The sequence below is a fragment of the Bacteroidota bacterium genome, from assembly GCA_036522515.1.
Taxonomy (GTDB): Bacteria; Bacteroidota; Ignavibacteria; order UBA10030; family SZUA-254; genus VBOC01.
Window position 1 is genome coordinate 1 of record DATDFQ010000024.1, and the last position, 19,650, is coordinate 19,650.

The 19,650-nt window shown below is 58.3% G+C and carries 13 protein-coding genes; 4 read left to right on the plus strand and 9 right to left on the minus strand.

Features of this window, described 5'->3' with window-relative positions; genetic code table 11:
- The 4 genes from VI215_03430 to VI215_03445 all read left to right on the plus strand — a co-directional run.
- On the plus strand, positions 1–1,119 hold a 1,119-nt coding region (locus tag VI215_03430; protein ID HEY6191358.1), incomplete at its 5' end, for a PP2C family protein-serine/threonine phosphatase.
- A 20-nt stretch (positions 1,120–1,139) separates the two neighbouring features.
- On the plus strand, positions 1,140–2,747 hold the full coding sequence (locus VI215_03435) for an ATP-binding protein (protein ID HEY6191359.1): 1,608 nt from the start codon (positions 1,140–1,142) through the stop codon (positions 2,745–2,747).
- A gap of 1 nt (position 2,748) precedes the next feature.
- Positions 2,749–3,543 (plus strand): methyltransferase domain-containing protein, encoded by a 795-nt coding sequence (locus VI215_03440; protein HEY6191360.1) that lies wholly within the window; start codon positions 2,749–2,751, stop codon positions 3,541–3,543.
- Between the two features lie 135 nt (positions 3,544–3,678).
- Positions 3,679–5,472: a serine hydrolase gene (locus VI215_03445; protein ID HEY6191361.1), complete on the plus strand. Its 1,794-nt coding sequence runs from the start codon at positions 3,679–3,681 to the stop codon at positions 5,470–5,472.
- Between the two features lie 171 nt (positions 5,473–5,643).
- On the opposite strand, the gene VI215_03450 is transcribed toward VI215_03445, so the two are convergent.
- The 9 genes from VI215_03450 to udk all read right to left on the minus strand — a co-directional run bounded on the left by VI215_03450 (position 5,644) and on the right by udk (position 19,600).
- On the minus strand, positions 5,644–9,714 hold the full coding sequence (locus VI215_03450; protein ID HEY6191362.1) for an FG-GAP-like repeat-containing protein: 4,071 nt from the start codon (positions 9,712–9,714) through the stop codon (positions 5,644–5,646).
- A gap of 171 nt (positions 9,715–9,885) precedes the next feature.
- Positions 9,886–11,361 (minus strand): pitrilysin family protein, encoded by a 1,476-nt coding sequence (locus VI215_03455; protein ID HEY6191363.1) that lies wholly within the window; start codon positions 11,359–11,361, stop codon positions 9,886–9,888.
- Between the two features lie 26 nt (positions 11,362–11,387).
- Positions 11,388–12,761, minus strand: a complete 1,374-nt coding sequence (locus tag VI215_03460) for a pitrilysin family protein (GenBank protein HEY6191364.1) — start codon at positions 12,759–12,761, stop codon at positions 11,388–11,390.
- 237 nt (positions 12,762–12,998) lie between these two features.
- Positions 12,999–13,517 carry an NADH-quinone oxidoreductase subunit I gene (locus tag VI215_03465; GenBank protein HEY6191365.1) on the minus strand — a complete coding sequence of 173 codons (519 nt, stop codon included), beginning with the start codon at positions 13,515–13,517 and terminating at the stop codon, positions 12,999–13,001.
- Positions 13,514–14,533 carry an NADH-quinone oxidoreductase subunit NuoH gene (gene nuoH, locus VI215_03470; GenBank protein HEY6191366.1) on the minus strand — a complete coding sequence of 340 codons (1,020 nt, stop codon included), beginning with the start codon at positions 14,531–14,533 and terminating at the stop codon, positions 13,514–13,516. The genes VI215_03465 and nuoH overlap by 4 nt, the downstream gene beginning before the upstream one ends.
- Positions 14,533–16,215 (minus strand): molybdopterin-dependent oxidoreductase, encoded by a 1,683-nt coding sequence (locus VI215_03475; GenBank protein HEY6191367.1) that lies wholly within the window; start codon positions 16,213–16,215, stop codon positions 14,533–14,535. Before VI215_03475 ends, nuoH begins: the two co-directional genes overlap by 1 nt.
- Positions 16,216–16,281: 66 nt before the next feature.
- Positions 16,282–17,394, minus strand: a complete 1,113-nt coding sequence (ald, locus tag VI215_03480) for an alanine dehydrogenase (GenBank protein HEY6191368.1) — start codon at positions 17,392–17,394, stop codon at positions 16,282–16,284.
- Between the two features lie 43 nt (positions 17,395–17,437).
- Positions 17,438–18,661 carry a pitrilysin family protein gene (locus VI215_03485; protein HEY6191369.1) on the minus strand — a complete coding sequence of 408 codons (1,224 nt, stop codon included), beginning with the start codon at positions 18,659–18,661 and terminating at the stop codon, positions 17,438–17,440.
- Positions 18,662–18,973: 312 nt separating this feature from the next.
- The gene (gene udk, locus VI215_03490) at positions 18,974–19,600 is read right to left on the minus strand and encodes a uridine kinase (GenBank protein ID HEY6191370.1); all 627 of its coding nucleotides are present in this window, start codon (positions 19,598–19,600) and stop codon (positions 18,974–18,976) included.
- Positions 19,601–19,650: the final 50 nt, after the last annotated feature.

Consider the following 19,650-nt stretch of genomic DNA (forward strand, 5'->3'; position numbering starts at 1 on the left):
AAGATCAAGGGAGGCCGGGCCTGGAAGTTCAACCCCAAGTCCGGCGCCTACCTGCTCCTCCAGCAGGTGGGAGAGATGGAACCGATAGAGCCCAACTATCAGGTGAAAGTCAAGGATTACCCCGTTTTTCAGCAGTTGTCGGAGATCCGAACGATCGTCGCCGACGAGCAGAATGAATACCTCCGGAACAGGGGCATTCTGCAATACTCCGCCACGGGTATCGGGGACAAAGTGCAATGGCGCGGTTACACGCTCTTTCCCTACGTCCTCGCCTTCAACGCCGATCACCTGGACGATAATCTTCCTTCGACCCTGAATATCATCAGCACCGCCGTCAGCTCCGTCCTCCGGAGCAAGAGGATCGAGCGGAAAGCCGAAGATCTCAGGCGGGACCTCGACAAGGCGCGCGACATCCAGCGAAGCATCCTCCCTCAGCACGAGATGCGGTTCCACAAGTACGAGCTCTACGGAATCTCGTTGCCCGACCGGATCGTCGGGGGAGATTTTTTCGATTATCTCCGCGTGGACGACGATACCGAGCGGCTCGGGGTGGTGATCGGGGACGCGGCCAGCAAGGGAGTTTCTGCCGCGGTGCAGGCGCTCTATACTTCCGGGGCCCTCCGGATGGGGTTCGAGTTCCAGACCAAAATGAGCGTCCTCCTCTCCCGCGTGAACAAGCTCCTCCACAAGACATTTTCCGAGGAGAAGTTTGTCTCTCTGTTTTACGCCGAGTTGACGGACGACCGGAGCGGCCTCGTCCTCTATGCCAATTGCGGACACAACAACCCGGTGTTTCTCCCCGCAAACTCGGACACCCCTCAGTTCCTGGAAGCGACCGGCCAGCTCCTGGGCCCGTTCCCGAACGAAAAGTTCAAGACCGAGAGCATCATGATGGGTAAGGAAGATATTCTGTTACTCTACACCGATGGCGTTTCTGAAGCCACAAACGAGCAGGGGGAAGCGTACGGCGAAGACCGGATGGTGAGATTGATCGTGGAGTTCCGCTCCCGGACACCAAAAGAACTCGCCTCGCTTATTATCGAGGATGTCGAGAAATTCAACACCCTCGGGACGCTCACGGACGACAAGACGGTCGTCGTCATCAAACGAATTTCTTAAAAGGAGGATCGACAGACCTCATGGCCAAATCTCATAAGCAGATAGGGACAATTTCGGCGGTCACAAACATGAGCCTGACCGCACACCTGAGCGACAACGCCCCTCCCGCTGCAAACGGCGGCGGCGCGGCTTCGACGGCCCTCCGGCTCGGCTCGTATGTCGTGCTGCCTGATGAAGACCGCCTCGTGATCGGAAGCGTCACCGGAGTGCGCGCCGCCGGAGGGCATTCTGCGGCAGACGGAAAGAGCTCCAATCGCGCGGCGGGACATGAGATAGACGTGCAGCTGATCGGGACCGTCCGCAACGACCGGTTCGAGCGGAGCGTGACCGCCTACCCGCTCGTCGGAGGGCCCGTCCTCCTCCCGGAACACGACGATCTCAAGAAAATATTCTCCGTCTACCGGGAAAAGAACTTCTCGCCCGGCTCGATTTCCATGCTCGAGGAAGAGCGCATCTATCTCGATCCGAATAAATTTTTCGCGAAGCATATCGCGCTCTTCGGATCGACGGGCTCGGGGAAATCGTGCACCGCCTCCTCGATCCTCCAGAAGATCAACAAGTTCGAAAACACGCACGTGATCCTCCTCGACCTGCACGGCGAATACGAGCAGGCGTTCAAGGAGAACGGAAACATCATCAAGATCACCGAGCTGGAGCTCCCCTACTGGCTGATGAACTTTGACGAGCTCGTCGAGACCTTTATTGACGAGAACGAGCCCTCGGCGAACAACCAGGTGATGGTGATGAAAGAGGCGATTCTCGATTCGAAGCGTGGAAAGAACAACGCCTTAAGAGAATTCCTCACGATCGACACCCCCGTCTATTTCGACTTCCTGGAAGTGAACGCGAGGATGAGGTCGCTCGACACCGAGCGGACGCTCGGTGGCAAGGAGGGCCCGTTCTACGGCCAGTTCACGCGCTTTCTTGTGAGGCTCGAGAGCAAGCTCACCGATAAGCGATATGAGTTTCTCTTCAGGCCGCAGAACTTCAAATCGACCGACACTCTTGTTCCCCTTCTGACCAAGCTCTTCGGGCTCGAAGGAGGAAAGCAGGTCACGGTCATCGACCTGAGCCGGGTGCCGTTCGACGTCATCAACGTGCTCGTCTCCCTCCTGGGAAGGGTCATCTACGATTTCAACCTCTGGAACAAGGCGAGGCAGGATTTCCCGATCCTGATCGTCTTCGAGGAGGCGCATACCTACCTCTCCACGCACGGCAGAAGCTCCGCCGCGCGCAAAACCGTCGAGCGGATCGCGAAGGAAGGAAGAAAGTACGGAGTGAGCTGCATGATCGTAAGCCAGCGCCCGTCCGAGATTTCGGAAACGATCACCGCGCAATGCAACAACTTCATCGCGATGCGGTTGTTGAATCCGCACGACCAGAACTATGTCCGAAAGCTGGTTCCCGACTCGCTCGCGAACGTCATCGACGTTCTGCCGACCCTCCGGCAGGGCGAGGCGTTCATTATCGGCGACGCCGTCCCGGTCCCTGTCCGCGTCATGATCGATATGCCCTCGCCGGAGCCGGCGAGCGGGGATATCAAGTTTTACGAAAAGTGGCAGAAGAAGACCGGTGAGACGGTGGTCGCGGACGTGGTCAATAACTGGTGGAAGCAGATCAGGACCTAGCATCGAAGGACCCAAAGATACCTGGGCAAGCGGCCTCCACTACGAACCGTTCATCGGCCGTTGGAGCCGGAAAGTAGCCGCGGAGTTTCTCGCCTGGATTTCACTCCCTCCGGGGAGCCGCGTGCTCGATGTCGGATGCGGCACCGGCGCTTTATCGCAATCTGTTCTCCAGAATACTTCCCCGGGTTCGGTTACCGGAATCGATCCCTCCCCCGAATTTGTCTCCTTCGCACGGCAACAAATCCCCGACCAGCGGGCAACCTTCAAGGTTGGTTCGGCAGAGTCCATGGAGTTCCCGGACGCCGCCTTCAATGCCACACTATCAGCTCTTGTCCTGAATTTTGTCCCCCATCCGGACCTGGCCGTCGCAGAGATGCGCCGGGTAACCCTTGCCAGTGGATTCGTCGCGGCATATCTCTGGGATTATTCCGGCAGGATGGAGCTTCTCCGGTATTTTTGGGACGCCGCCGGCTCACTCGACGAGAGGGCGCTCGAACTCGACGAGGGCCGCCGCTTTCCCCTTTGCCGGCCGGAACCCCTCCGACAATTATTCGATTCGGCAGAATTACGGAACGTGGAGGTGCGCCCTATAGACATCGACACGGTTTTTCGAGATTTCAACGACTATTGGGATCCGATTCTGGGCGGCCAAGGTCCTGCTCCGGGCTATGCGATGTCGCTTACGGAAGGGCGACGGGAGGAGCTTAGGGACCGTATCCGGGGGACTCTCCCCGTCTCCGGCGATGGTTCCATTCGATTGACAGCCCGGGCCTGGGCTGTACGCGGCACTCCCTGAACGTTTTGAAGATTGCTCCCGTCTAACCGAGGGAGTAGTCCCCAACCACCGTTCAAGGGTATTCAAGTGAACCTCTCTTCCGTTTTAAGCCATTTCCCGTTCACGAGGGCGATGCGAGCATTTCTCTGTTCTGGAATGTCGCTCGTTGTGATCCTTTCGTTTCTCCATCCGATGACCCCGAGCGGAGATGGTAGCGCCCCATCTCCGGGCGGACCCCCCCTTCCCCTCGCCGATTCCGTCCGTTCGACCTCAGCGCGCGATCTGATGGGCCTCTGGCAGGCGAAGCACCGGTACGGTCCCGACGTTCGCGGGACCCTGATCGTCACTCAGACGAACGGAGGGTGGCGGGCGGAGATCGCGGGCCAGACAGCGGAACCCACTCTGAACGGGGACACACTCCGTTTTGAATTGCGGGACGGAAAGAACGCCTTTCTCGGCAGATTCGATCCGGGCCGTGCGAAGATCGCCGGACAGTGGATCCAGATCCAGAACTGCACCTCGCCCGTCGCGCTCACGAAGTACGGCCAGGATACCTGGCGCGGAGAGGTGAAGCCGCTTGATGACGCCTTCACCTTCTACCTGATGGTCAAGTCGAGGCCGGACGGTTCGATCGGAGCCTTCCTCAGAAACCCAGAACGAAACATCGGCTACCTACAATACCCGGTGGACCACATGGAGAAGGTTGGAGACTCGGTAAGACTCTTCGCGGCAAATAAAGGAAACAGCCGGGGACGCCTCCTTGCGGAAGGAAAGTACGACGCGGAGAGGGAGCTTCTCTCGATCTACATCGCGAACCGGGGCGGGACATACGATTTCAGCCGGGTCAGTCCCGGCGAGGCGTGCGATTACTATCCCAGAGGGAGGCCGTCGGTCCCCTATGCGTACGCACCCCCGCCGGCGTTCGACGACGGGTGGCCGACCGGATCGCTTGAGTCGGTGGGCATCTCCCGGGATAGCATGGAACGATTCATCCGGATGATCATCGACAAACCGGGGGATTCAATCCTGGCATCGCAGGTTCATGGCGTCCTGATCGCCCGGCACGGCAAGCTCGTTCTCGAAGAGTATTTTCACGGCGAGAGCCGCGAGAAGCCCCACGATACCCGCTCTGCCGCCAAAAGTCTGACCGCGACCCTCATCGGAGCCGCAATGCAAGCCGGGGTTCCCCTGAACGTATCCACTCCCGTCTACCAGGCGATGAACGGCGGCACGTTTCCACCGGGCCTGGAGCCGCGGAAGCGCGCCGTCACGCTTGAGCATTTGATCACGATGTCCTCCGGGCTGGATTGCGACGACAGCGACCCCAAATCGCCGGGCGCCGAGGATTACGTGACCGACGAAAGCGGGGCGACCGACTACTACCAATACACATTGGCTCTCAAGATGATCCGCGAGCCGGGCGAGAAGTCGGTTTACGCCAGCATGAGCCCGAATCTCGCGGGCGGAGTCCTGAAACATGCCTCCGGGCGATCGCTGCCCGACCTGATGGAGGAGCTCATCGCTCAGCCACTCCACATGAAAACGTACTACCTGGGTCTGACCCCGACAGGCGACACCTACATGGGGGGCGGAGCGAGGTTCCTGCCGCGGGACTTCATGAAGCTCGGCCAGCTGCACCTGAACGGGGGGATATGGAACGGGCACAGGGTTCTATCGGCGGAATGGTGCCGCAAAGCCACCTCCCACCTGGTGTCAATCGGCACCCGGAAGTACGGGTACCTATGGTGGGTGGAAGAATATCCCTACAAGGGGCGTACACTCCGCGCCTTCTTTGCCGCGGGGAACGGTGGCCAGATCGTGATGGGGATTCCGGATCTGGATCTGGTGATCGCATTCTACGGGGGCAACTACGGCGACCCCGCGCTTTTCATCCCGCAGCGGGAGTACGTTCCGAAGTATATCCTGCCGGCGGTGGATTCAGACAAGTAAGGGGAATCCTTCGCTGGGGAACTCCAGCGCGAAGGGGAGCTGGACTAACAAAGAAGCCCTCACGACATCCGTGAGGGCTTCAGTATGATTTCAGAGATTACTATGAGTGAAGAGCGAGATCCTTCGCGGAGTTTACACTGAGCGAAGCGAATGTGCTCAGGATGACAAATCCTACTTCATCAGCACAAGCTTCTTCGTCGCCTGGTAGAGCTGCACTCCGGCCTTCGAACTCACGCTCAGGCGCGCGTAGTAGATTCCGCTGGGGGCTCCTGAGGCGTCCCAGTGCGCGGCGTAGTAACCCGCGGGATGATCGCCGTCCACCAGGCGCGCAATTTCCTGTCCCAGAAGATTATGGATCGTCAGTGTTACGCGTCCCTCCGCCGCCAGCCGGTACTGAATTTCCGTCGTCGGATTGAACGGGTTGGGGTAATTTTGCGCGAGCAGGAACTCGGTCGGAACGATCGACTCCCCTGCCGGGCTCGCCGTCAGGAGGATCGTCGCCTGGGATCCCGAAGACGACGCATTCACGACATACTTCCCGTTCTCTACAAGGTTTTTCCCGGCGCCACCGGCGTTGACGCTCCAGGATCGGGATTCTCCACCGTTCAGCTTCCAGGTGATCGTGAGCGGATAGGCCGCGTTGTCGACCCGTATGGGGAACGCCTGAGGGGCGTCTGCAAGCGCAACTTCGGCAAGCCGCTGCGACGCAAAACGGACGTCGAACGATTCTTCCGGCGCGGGCGGAGGGGCCTCATACCTTGAAATGACCGGCCGGGCATCGGGAGCCGAGGAGAAATAGAGGGTAGCTTTCCGGCCCTTGCTGTCCGTGAGCGCAAGAGAACTGAAGAGGTCGAGTTCATTCCTGCCCGCGGCGATCTTTGGCTGCTGACCAGGCGGCGCGTTCATCGAAAGCGTCCCACCTCCCGATTTTATCTTCACCCAGTAACCGTAACCGGGATCAAGAGATACGGCGGTCTGGTATGAGCCGTTGAACCCGAAAAATGGCGACGAGAGAATGCCCGATGGTGTCGCCACGATCGATCCGGTGCTGATCGACTTCGCGACGCTCCCGATCAGGTTCCAGCCCGTTGTCACAGTGACCGTATCGGCCAGAAAATTCTGCCCGTTGTAACCGAAGACCTGGGCGGTATCCATTTTTATCCAGTATCCCACCCCATTCTCGAGCGTGTCGCGCACGATATATGCCCCCTGATAGGCGAACGCTCTCGAAATGGCGTTGGGGTAGACCGAACTCTTTAAGAAGCTCGCAGGTCGAACCGGGAGAGAGACGAGGTTCCAACCGGTGAGTCCCGATGTAATGATGCTGTTCAGGAAGACCGAAACGGTGCTCGCTCCCCCGTTTGCGACGACGATATCCAAATCCCCGTCGCCGTCAAGATCCGCCACCGCAAGGCCCCTGGGGACCGACCCGGTGTTATAATCGGTGCGCGAAAAGCTCGCCCCGCCGCCGACGTTGTGGAGAACCGATATCGAACCCGTGGTGGCGTTCACCGCGCACACATCGATGTATCCGTCTCCGTCAAAATCTCCCGTCGCGACCGCCCAGGGACCCGAGCCGACCGTGACATCAGTCCGGTTCGCAAAGATTCCGTTGATGTCCTGGCGATAGACGCTGACCGAGGTTGTGCTCGAATTGGCCGCCGCAAAATCGATGCGCCGTTCATTCGTGAAATCCGCCGCTGCGACCGACCGCACGAACCCGCCCACCGTGGATGGGACCGGAGCGGCGACCTTGCCCGATCCGATATTGGAGAGATACGAAATCGTCGAGGTGGCGAGGCTGTTCGCCACGAGGAGATCGAGGCCCCCGTCCCGGTTGACGTCCGCGACTGTGCTCCACCACGGCTGATTTCCCGACGGGTAAGGATGGGGGGTGGAAAAATTGCCCGCGCCGTCGTTCATCAGGATCGCAATATTGTTCGACGAGGTGTTGGTGATGATGATATCGGGATACCCGTCGCCGTCCAGATCCGCAAGGGAGACGGAGGATGGGTTTCCTCCCGCGGAATAATCGACCCTGCCGGCGAGTGTGCCGTCGCCGTTATTCTTCAGGACTGTGACGGTCGTCGCGCCGCTGTTCGCCACGACAACGTCGAGGTCTCCGTCGTTATCGACGTCACCGAGGACGACCGCGTGGGGAGTCGCGCCGGTCGAGTAAGGAACGGCCGCGGCGAATGTGCCGTTGCCGTTATTGAGCGAAACCGCCGCCGCGCTCGGGCCGGAGACTGCGCTCACAATGTCGTTCCATCCGTCGCCGTTCATGTCCGCGACGGCGACCGCCCAGGGGCCCGAACCGACGGTGTAATCGATCCTGGGTGTGAAGGTACCGGGAGAAGAGGGGACGCCGATCGTAAACTGATCCGCGAAGGGCGAGAACGGAGACCCTCCCGCGCCATGCAGCTTATTCGTGGCATTCACCGTCACGACCTCGCCCGCCTGGAACGAATCGGCCGGGGTGAACGTGACTGTCGAGTCGCCGGCCCCGAAGACGAACGATCCCCGGTGCCTGCCGCTGGACGAGCCGCTGACGATCCACGAGGAGGTGTCGTTGAACTGGGTGACATCCATCAGCGTGTCGAACGCCGCGAAGATCGAGACCGTACGGGGAACATTATTCGAGTCCGGAGGGGGAACAATCCTCGTAATGTGGTGAGCCGTATGGTTTCCGAAATTCTTCCCCGTGAAGAATTTGTTGGCGAGCGAAACCGAAATATTGTAGCTGGGGGGATGCGGTGATGTCTGAACCCACCCGAGGTGCGCCTGTTCGCTCACGTTGTACGAGCCCGGAAACAAATCGCCGATCACGTAGTTGCCGCTGACATCCGAATGGATCGTCGCCGAGGTCTGGCCCGTCATAAGGACGATCCAGTCGAACAATCCGGGCTCGCCTCCGTTTTGCACGCTGTCGAGGTTCAGATCGTTAAAGACGGTTCCCCTGATTTCTCCGGGCTGGACGATGACATCTTTCTGGATGATCGAGTCGTTCAGAAGGACGATCGTGCGCACCTGGAACAGTTGCGAGTTGATAAACACGTTTGCCGTGAGCACGCTCGTGGTGTCGGGCGGGAATCGATAGAGGTCGAACCCACCCCCTTCAAAGGCGAGATTGAATGCCGCGCCCACCGGGTTGATGGTCAGGACTCCCGAGGCGATCGGCGCGTTCGTGAGGCTGTCGCGCACGACGCCTTCGACGCCAGCGTTCGCATTCGCAAGCTTGTAGACCCCGTTGTTCCCGAAGTCGCCGATCGTGCATGCGACGTAGATGTTCGTGCTATCGAGAGGGTCGACCTTCATGTTCCACATCGCGTAACCCTTGTCCAGCCCCTTATCGAGCTGCACCCACGTCGCGCCACCGTCCGTAGTCTTCGAAATGCCGCCGATGACCGGATCGTCAAACGCGCCGGCATAGACCGTGCCCGGATGCTGCGGATCGATGTCGATGCACCACATCGACCTCGAGGCGAGCGCCGTCAACGCCCAGTGCTCTCCGCCGTCGGTCGTTTTCCAGACGCCGTCGGAGCTGAGGGTCCCCGCGAACGCCGTCGCGTACGCGATCTGAGGGTTGGTGGGATCGATCGCGAACTTCGGGATCTCCTGCGAGCCGCCCGGTTTTACAAGATGCCAGTTCTGGCCCTGATTCGTGGACTTGGAAATCTGCCCGAATCCCGCTCCGGCATAGAGGATGTCACCGCTATCGGGGCGAACCACCAGCCCGCAAAGCCCGCTTGTCCCCGCATGGCCCTTGAGCGTCCAGGTGGATCCCCTGTCGGTCGAACGGAAAACGGCGGCGTCCGTGAAGTTTCCGGCGTACATCGTGTCGGGATGCGAGGGGTCGTAGCTGATGGACTCGCCGTCGATGCCGTAATTGGCGATGACCGTAAACCAGGTCGTGCCCCCGTTCGTCGTCTTTTTAAGGCCGTTAAACTGGTCGACCGTGAACATCGTCAACGTATCCTTTGGGTGAACGAGAATTTCGCGGAGCAACGATGGCAGGACCGGTGGGAGCGAGCTCCAGTTTGCGCCCCTGTCGCGCGACACCCAGATGCGGTTATCGTTCCCCTGCACGAAGACCGTGCTCGGATTGATGGGGTTTAATCCTACCGCCGCGCCCGGGCCGTTGAATTTCTTTTGCCAGACTTTGAACTGCGAATTGGATTCAGAAAAGGAGAGGAACAGAAGCGGGACGGCGCACAAGAGTGCAACGCGGTACGAAAGTTTCATAGTTCACACCTGAAGGCATAGAGGACATCAGAATCCGCTGATCGGACTGTTTTAATGTACCGAATTTCGGAAAAGAATCAAAGCAAAAAGATGCCAAACGGTGGGATTTTGAGGGGATTGGGATCAGGGGGCTTGACGCTCAATTCGGGGGAGCCCTCAGCAAAGCCGCGACTACCGGCCCCCCTCGGGCGCCGGCGCCGGGCCGAGCACGTCTTCGATCGTCAGATTCCTGATCGTCCCGAGGCTCAGTCCTGCGATCCCCTGTTCGACCTGTTTCCTGTCTCCGACGACGACAATCGCCATCTTTTCCGGGTCAAGGTACTTGCGCGCGACCCGCTGCACGTCTTCCTTTGTGACGGCGCGAACGCGGCTGTTGTACTCATCGAAGTATTCATCGCCCAGTCGGTAGAGGAAAAGATCGACGAGCTGGTCAGCCACCTGGGCGACCGACTGGAAGTTTCCGGGATATTTGAGCGTCAAATAGTTTTCTGCCCTCGAGAGCTCTTCGTCGGAGACCGGCTCGAGGATCCCCTTGATCTCCTTCATGAATTCCGTCAACGCCTTGTCCGTCACCGCCGTCTGGACCGAAGCGGCAGCGCGGAATGCCCCCGGATTCATCAGAAAATCAAATCCGGAAAACGCCCCGTAGGTGTAGCCATGGGTCTCCCGGAGGTTCTGGTTCAACCGCGACCTGAACGATCCGCCGAGAATCGTGTTCATCACGATCAGCGGGAAGTAATCCTCCGTTGCGCGCCTGGCCCCGATCCTTCCGACCGTGATCACCGATTGCGGCGCCCCCGGTTTGTCGACAAGGTAGACCGTCCGCTCCTTCACCTGTTCCGCCGCGGGAAACGGCTGCTGGTCGGTCTCTCCCCTTTCCCATTTGCCGAACGCGTCCTCCAGCCTGGGGAGGATCTCCTTCGCGGTGACGTCCCCGACAACGATCAGGGCGGAGTTGTTCGGTCGGACGTACTTCCTGTGAAATTTTCTCAAATCGTCCACCGACATCGCGCGAAGGCTCTTCTCGTTTCCGATCGTGATTCTGCCGTACGGGTGGTCCGGCCCAAAGAGCGTTTGGTTGAAGAGCACCCTTGAGATCTGCGGCGGATCGTCCCGCCACTGGGTGAGCGTGGTGAGACGCTCCTTCCTGTTCCGCTCAAGTTCTTCTGACGGAAAGGTGGGCCGTAAGACCATGTCCGCGAAGAGCGCGAGCGCGGAATCAACCTTGGAAAGCGAAGCGTGCATCACCACGCCGAGCGTGTGCTGCCCCGCGTACGGGGAGATATTCGCGCCGAGAAAATCGATCGCATCCGCAAGTTGCAGCGCGGTCCTCGAGCCGGCCCCCTCTTCGAGCATCGACGCGGTCATGTCGGCAAGTCCGGGCAACGCGGGCGGATCCATCGCAGAGCCGGTCTGAGCGACCAGTTCCATCTGGACAAGGGAAACGTTATGCTTCTCCATCAATATGACCTGGAGGTCATTCGACAACTTGAGATGCTGGATCGGAGGAAGTTTCAGCGAGGGGATCGGTCCGGGGGAAGGCGGTTTGCTCCGGTCAGGCGCCTGAGCGAAGAGGCTTGGTCCTGCCACAATCAGGACATAGGCCACGAAGCTCGCGGCCGCACGGATGAGCGAAGGGTCCAGCATTCTCATCTCCAAAGCGGGGTCAATCGTCACTTCACGCCCCCTTGTCTCGCCGGAGCCGCCAGATCCCTCTTCCCTTCCGGAACAATGCTCAGGACGACATTCCCGTCGTCCCTGAGAAATGTCCTTGCCGCGTTGCGGATGTCTTCGGGGGAGAGCGCCCTGTATCTTGACAGGTCCTCGTTGAAATAATCCGGGTTCCCTGTTTCGGTGAAATACGCGTTAAGCTGGTCGGCCTTGCCGCCGAACCCGCCGATCTGCTCCAGGCGATCGAGAAAGTTCGCCTCGAACCCGTTGACCGCCCGCTGAACCTCCCGGAGCGTGGGGGGTTCGTCCTTGATCCTTTGGAGCTCTTCGCGGACCACTTCCTCAAGCTCGGCAAGCGTATGCCCTGCCCGGGCGGTCACGACGATCGAGAATTTAGACCCGAGGAAGGACGACTCCTGTCCCGAGGAAACATCCTGTGCGATCTGAAGATCGTACACGAGACGCTTGAAAAGCCTTGCGTTCTTGCTTCCGGTCAGGATGTTCGACAGGACATCGAGCTCCGCATCGCCGGGAGCGAAATGCCGCGGGGTGATCCAACTGATATAGAGCCGGGGAAGCTGGACCTTGTCCTCATGCACGAGCCGCTTTTCCTGCGTGATCGAGGCCGGAGGTATCCCGAGCGGGGGGACGGGCTTCCCCCTGGGAACGTCGCTGAACCATTTTTGCACAAGGGTTTTCGTCCTCGCAGGATCGATATCCCCCGCGATGGCGAGGCTCGCGTTGTTCGGCACGTAGTATTTCCTGAAGAACTCCACGACGTCGTCGAAACTCGCCGCGGTGAGGTCCTCCATAGAGCCGATGGTCGGCCAATGGTACGGATGATCGGGGGGATAAATATTTTCGTCGAGCAGGATCGAGGCCATGCCGTAGGGCTGGTTCTCGTACGACTCGCGCCTTTCATTTTTGACGACATCGCGCTGGGCGTCCAGCTTCGCGGGCGTCATCGCGTCGATCAGGTGAGCGGCCCTGTCGGATTCCAGAAAGAGGGCGAGCTCGAGCGCGTTGCTCGGGACGTTCTCCCAGTAGTTCGTCCGGTCCGCGCTCGTGGAGGCGTTGTTCTGCCCGCCGGCCGCTTCGAGCCATTCGTCGAACATGCCGACCGGCACGTGGCCCGATCCCTCAAACATCACGTGCTCGAAGAGATGCGCGAACCCCGTCCTCCCCGGTTTCTCATTTGCCGACCCCACGTGATACCACATGTTGCACGAGACGACCGGAACCGAATGGTCCTCATGGAGGATCACCTCAAGCCCGTTCGGAAGAGAGAATCTTTCAAATTTCACGGCGAGCTGCGCTTGTGCGAGCGTGAGAACGAGAAACGTCGGCAGGACCGACGCAACAACCTTGGCTGTCATATGGACACCGCTTGGACATGGATGAATCAAAATCTGTAGGGTGGTCCGTCATCCTGACCATTTTTGGGTCGGGATTTTTGTCTAAAGCTGTCATCCCAACATAATTCAGGTCGGGATGTTTATGAAAGACCGTCATCCCGACATGCTTTAGGTCGGGATCTTTATACGTTTTTGTTTCTCGTACCAGTGCTCTCCTCCCTTGTCATTCTGAGGAGCGGAGCTCCGAAGAATCTCCCCTCACCGGTTCGCGCGCAGGAACTCCAACCGGTCCTTAAGCTTTTCCGCGGGGGTGAGCAACTTGTCTTTCCCGAAAATCGCGTCCTGCTGGCTCGTGAAGGTCAGCTCGTAATCCTTGCTCATCACGATCGCCTCTTCCGGGCAGACCTCCTCGCAAAACCCGCAGAAGATGCAGCGCAGCATGTTGATCTCGAACACGACCGGATACCGCTCCTTCGGAAGCTCGCTCTCGGAACCCTGCACCTCGATCGCGAGCGCCGGGCAGACTCGCGCGCAGAGGCCGCACGCTACGCAGCGTTCGATGCCGTGATCCTCCACGAGCACCGGCCTTCCCCGGAACGACGCGGGTGGATCCCACCGCTCCTCCGGGTACTGGCGCGTGAACTTGGGCCTGAACATCTGCGCCATCGTGATCCAGAGGCCCTTCGCGATTTGCGGGATGTACAGCTTCTCGAGGAACGAGAGATCCCTCTTGTGGACAATTTCGGGATGTCGCTTGGAGGCGTCAGTGGGGGTCATAGGACTCCAGCCAGAATCGCGATCCCTGTCGCCAGGAGGTTCACAATCGAGAGCGGCAGCATCACCTTCCACCCCAGCTTCATTAATTGGTCGTACCGGAACCGGGGAATTGTCCATCGAATGATAATAAAGAACAGGACGAGGAAGCACACTTTCAGACAGAATCCCAGCACCTGAATGAGAGCGACCCACGTGTCAGAAAGCCCGATATTATGGAGAAAAGGCACCTGCCACCCGCCGAGGTAAATGGTCGTGATGATCGCGCTCGCGGTGACCATGTTCGCGTACTCGGCAAGAAAGAAGAGCCCGAATTTGAGGCCGCTGTATTCCGTGTGATATCCGCCCACCAGCTCCGGCTCGGCTTCCGGCAGATCGAACGGGAGGCGGTTGGTCTCCGCAAAGGCTGAGATCACGAAGAGCACGAATCCCACCGGCTGGAGAACGATATTCCACCTCCACCCCGCCTGCGCCTCCACGATCTTGTCGAGCTGCAGCGTTCCCGCGATCATGATCACCCCTATGAGAGAAAGCCCCATCGCAAGCTCGTAGCTGATCATCTGCGCGGACGACCTGAGGCCCCCCAAAAGGGAATACTTGCTGTTTGACGACCACCCGCTCAACGTCACGCCGTAAACCCCCAGCGAGGTAAGCGCAAGAACGTAGAGTATGCCGATATTAACATCGGCGATCTGAAGCTTGATCTCCTGGCCGAAGAGAACCAGCCGGTTCCCGAACGGAATGACCGCGAACGTCGTCAGCGCCACCACGATCGAGATCACCGGCGCAAGGTCGTGGAGAAACGAATTGGCATTCGTCGGAACGATGTCTTCTTTCGTAACGAGCTTCAGGACGTCTGCGAGGGGCTGCAGCATCCCCTTCCACCCGACCCTGTTCGGGCCGATCCTGTTCTGTATGGCCGCGGCAACCTTCCGCTCGACCAGGACCGTGTAGGCGACCGTCGTGAGGAGGGCGCCAAGAACAATCGCGATTTTAATCGCCGCAATCAGGATTTCCATCAGGTCCGGACCGCGTTTGCCATTAAAGAACTCTTCCTGAGCTTCATTCCCCTCGATCCTATCTTTGCGTACGTCATGCCCTTGAATGCGCCGACAGTCGAGGCGATCTCGTTGAACACGTCCTCAGCCGTGTTGAATTTCCACCTAGAATTAAGCGCGCCCGCGACATTCGTCAAAATCCGCCAGGTGGGGCGCGCTTCGCGCTTCAAGGATTTGGTCCACCGGTCGTTCGGAGCGCCGAACTTGTCGAGGCGGCTCATCGAAAAGCCGTCGAGCGCCCTGTCCATCTCGGCAGTCGCCACGGCGGGCCGCAACCTTTGAACGTGGCCCTGAAAATTCACAATCGTCCCGTGCTTCTCGGCGTAGGTGGAGCTGGATAAGACGATATCGGCGATCTTTGTCGTTTCGTTCACGCTCGAGGCGTGCACGATCAGCAAATCCAATTTCGACAACACCTCCGCCACATCCGGGTCGGCGGCGAGATCCTCGTCGATGACGTACAGCGCCTTGATCGAGCCCGCGTTGATGCCCTCCAGGACGGATTCAAGGTCGAGCGCGGTCGTCCCGGAGGAGAGCCCGATCTCGGTGGCCCCGTATCCGTTCGGTGTCTTGTCCTCCCGGAGAAGTATTTCGTCCCCCGATCCTTCGATCACGTGTTTCAGAACGCCCATCCTCTTCGCCCCGAGAGAATCCATCAGCTTCATGAGCGCGAAGTTATCCTCGTTCGTCGCGTAGGGAGACGGGACCCCCGCTATTTCCGATCTCTTGAAGGCTTTCAGCTCGAGCGCGGTTCGCGAGATCGCCTCGTCCCAACCGACGGGGACGAGCTTGTCGTCTTTTCTGATCATCGGCTGGTTGATCCGCGTTCCCGCATCGACGGACTTGAAGGTTTCCAGCCTGCCGAAGTCGCACATCCAATAGTCGTTCACATCGGGGTTGAACCGTGGGGTCAGGCGGAGGATCTGGTTGTTGCGCACCCACATCTTGACGTTGCAGCCCCTTGCGCAACCCTGGCAGACGGTATCGGTCGCCGACATCTCCCAGACACGCGCCTTGAACCGGAAATCCTTGCTCGTCAGCGCGCCCACGGGACAGATGTCGATCGTGTTCATCGAATAAGGGTTGTCGAGCTTTTCGTCCGGGAAGGTCGTGAGCTCCACATGGTCCGCCCGCTGCGTGAAGACAAGCTGGGGGCTTTTCGCGACCTCGGAGCAAAACCTGACGCACCGCGAGCACATGATGCACCGCTCGGTATCGAGCATGACATTCGGGCCGAGTTCGACCCGTTTTGGCTTGCGGACTTTGTTGAACTCGAACCTGCTCTGCCCTACACTATAATTGTATGCGTAGTCCTGGAGCTTGCATTCGCCGGCCTCGTCGCAGATGGGGCAATCGAGCGGGTGGTTTATCAGGAGAAACTCCATCACCGCCTGCTGCGCGTTCACGACCCGGTCCGAATTTGTCTTCACGACCATCCCCTCGGCGACCTGGGTGGAGCATGCGATGACAAGCTTGGGAAGTTTCTCCACTTCCACGAGGCACATGCGGCAGTTCCCCGCCACCGAAAGGCGCGGGTGCCAGCAGAAATGCGGGATGGTGATGCCGTTCTGAAACGCCGCCTGGATGATGGTCGAAGTTGCTTCGACCTCGAGTTGCTTGCCGTCGATCGTTATCTTGGGCATCAGCTCTGAGCGGAGAAGATGGGAGATAGAATTGAGCTTGCCTGGGGGATATCCACCTGAGAGATACTAATCGAGGCCATTGAAGGGCTTGAAGGGCAATCCGAACGCGTCCGCCACTCCCTTATAGGTAATCTCTCCCCCGACGATATTGACTCCGAGCCGGAGCTCGTTGTTCGTCGCGACCGCGTTGGCGAATCCTTTGGCGGCGATTTCGGCCGCATAGGGAAGCGTCGCATTCGTGAGCGCCACCGTCGAGGTAAACGGAACGGCGCCCGGCATGTTCGCAACGCAATAGTGCACGACTCCCTCGACGACAAATGTCGGGTTCTCATGCGTGGTCGGCTTGCAGGTTTCGACGCAGCCGCCCTGATCTACCGAGACATCGATGATCACCGACCGGGGCTTCATCGATTTTAGCATTTCCCGCGTGACGAGGTGCGGGGCCTTCGCTCCCGGAATCAACACCGCGCCGATGACGAGATCGGCCTTCGCGATCATTTTGAGGATGTTGTACGGGTTCGACATCAGCGTCACGACGTTTTTCGGCATCACGTCTTCCAGGTATCGGAGCCGGTAGAGATTGTTATCGAGGATCGTGACTCTCGCACCCAGCCCCGAAGCGATCTTGGCTGCGTTCGTTCCGACAATGCCGCCGCCGATCACGACCACGTCGCAGGGCTCCGTTCCCGGGACACCGCCCAGGAGGACTCCTCTTCCCCCCATCGTGGATTCCAGGTACTTCGCGCCTTCCTGCGGCGCCATCCTGCCCGCCACCTCGCTCATCGGAATCAGCAAAGGGAGCGATCCATCTGTTTTCTGAACGGTCTCGTACGCGATCGCGATGCAGCGCGACTTGAGCATCGCATCGGTAAGCGTCCTGCTTGATGCAAAATGAAAGTAGGTGAAGACGATCTGGTCCTTCTTGATCAGAGAATACTCAGGTTCAAGCGGCTCCTTCACCTTCATGATCATATCCGACTGCGCATAGACTTCCGCAGCCGACTTGAGGATCCTCGCTCCGGCCTTCTTGTAGCTGTCATCCTCGAATCCGCTTCCGACGCCGGCATTCGACTCGACCAGAACCGTATGCCCTGCGCGCGTCAACGTCTGCGCGCCCACAGGGACGAGGGAGACGCGATTCTCGTTGGTCTTGATTTCCTTTGGGATTCCGATAATCATATGTTTTCGATCGATCTGGAAATACTGGGTGAAAAAGATGGTATCAGGCTACGGCCTTCGGGGGAACAGGTTTCTCCTCCTTCGAGGGCTTGATGATCACGGTGGAGAACTTGTCCACGTTGAACAATTTTCGAGCGGCCTCGAGGACCTCGTCCGCCTTGACCGAATCGATGGCGGCGATAATCTCCTGCAGGCCCACGAATTCCTCGAAATAAATCTCCCCGCTTCCGAGGCGCATCATTCTGTTCGACATGCTCTCAAGTCCGAGGACAATCATTCCTTTGAGCTGTGCTTTCGTTCGCCGCAACTCCTCCGCGCTGATCCGGTTCGCAGTAAGCTTACTGAGTTCTTTGTTTATCAGCTCGATCGAGTTGTCGATGTTCTTGGAATCGGTACCTATATAGACGCCGAAATTTCCCGTATCGCTGAGGAGATTGGCAAATGAAAAGACGTTGTATGCGAAACCATACTTCTCTCGGATATTCTGAAACAGACGAGAGCTCATTCCCTCACCAAGGAGGGTATTGAGAACCATGAGCGGGTAACGGATCTTGCTCCGTACTCCGTAGCCGACCGTTCCCGTGCAGACATGGGCCTGGAGAATCGGCTTTTCGATAACCTGGCGTCCCGGTCTCAGCCGACGAGAACCGACGGCGCGCCGGGCACCTGATCGCTTCGTGTCCAACCCGCCGAAATACCTCTCGACGATCGCAACGAGCTTTTCGTGCTTCAAGTTGCCAGCGGCGGCAACGACGATTCCACTGGGAACATAATAGCCTCGGAGGTATTTCTTGAGGTCCATCCGGGAAAAGGTTTTGATGCTCTCCGCCCTGCCGATAATCGGGTTCCCGAGGGGATGATCATGAAAGATCGTGCTATCGAAATGGTCGTGGATCAGCTCCTCGGGGTCGTCCTCGAGGTTTTTCAACTCCTCGAGAATCACCTTCTTCTCCTTTGCCATTTCTTTGACATCGAAGAGAGGATTCCGGACTAGGTCCGAGATCACATCGAGGGCTTTCAGGAGATTATCATCAAGAATGCGGGCGTAGAAGCAAGTTTGCTCTTTCGTGGTGAATGCGTTCAGGTAGCCCCCAACGCCCTCCAGGCTACGCGCGATCTGTTGGGCAGAATAGCGCTCAGTCCCCTTGAAAACCATGTGTTCGAGGAAATGGGAGATTCCGTTCTTGTGTCGGTGCTCATCCCGCGATCCGACATTGATCCACACGCCCACGGAGATGGACCGGACATATGGGATCTCCTCAGACACGATCCTGATTCCATTGGGCAATACAGTTTTGCGATAACTGAATTGCTGCATCGACTCAGAAGCTCGGATAATACTCGTGGAGGTCTTGGGCATCTTGATGGGTGGAACGTTCACTGGCGAAAATATATCATTTTCCGGCAAGAGAAACAAGTATTCATGCTCATGAGATGCAGATACCGCATGCGCGCCAATATAATCAGCTAAGAAGACGGTACTGATAGAGAGGTGGAACCCTTCGAAGACGATATGAAAAAGAACAAGTGATCTAGGGCAGAGCCCGCGAAGGATCGAATCAGATGGTTGGGATCCCAATTACAATTGCGGCAGCATCTCCCGAATTTTGGTCACCACCATGTCGATTGCAACAAGATTCTCACCCCCCTTTGGTATTATCACGTCAGCCCACCGCTTACTCGGCTCGACGAATTCCTCGTGCATCGGCTTCACGGTTTCAACATATTGCTTCATAACCGAATCTATCGTTCGCCCCCTCTCCAGAAGATCCCGACGAAGTCGCCTCAGAAGTCTTTCATCGGCATCGGTGTCGACAAATATCTTGATATCCATTAGTTCGCGGAGATCCCGTTCGATAAAAATAAGGATCCCTTCCACGATAATAACACTCCGAGGTTCAACGAGTGTAGTAGCCTTCAACCTCTTGTAGCTGGAATAGTCGTACAATGGCTGCCGGATCGGTTTTGATTGCCTCAAGAGTGAGAGATGTTCCACGAGTAGAGAATTCTCGAGAGCGTTTGGATGGTCGAAATTGATGCGTTCGGGGGGAAGGCCATCGAACGCCGAAAGGTCCTTATAATAGTAGTCTTGCTTTAGGAGCACAACTTTCCCAACGTCAAGCCGTTCTAGTATTTTCGTGGTCACGGTGGTCTTGCCCGAGCCCGTGCCACCGGCGATCCCGATCACGAGGGGAGTTTTTTCCATGCGCTATGAATATAATTCAATCGTTTTGGATTAGCAACCAGGCATTCGTT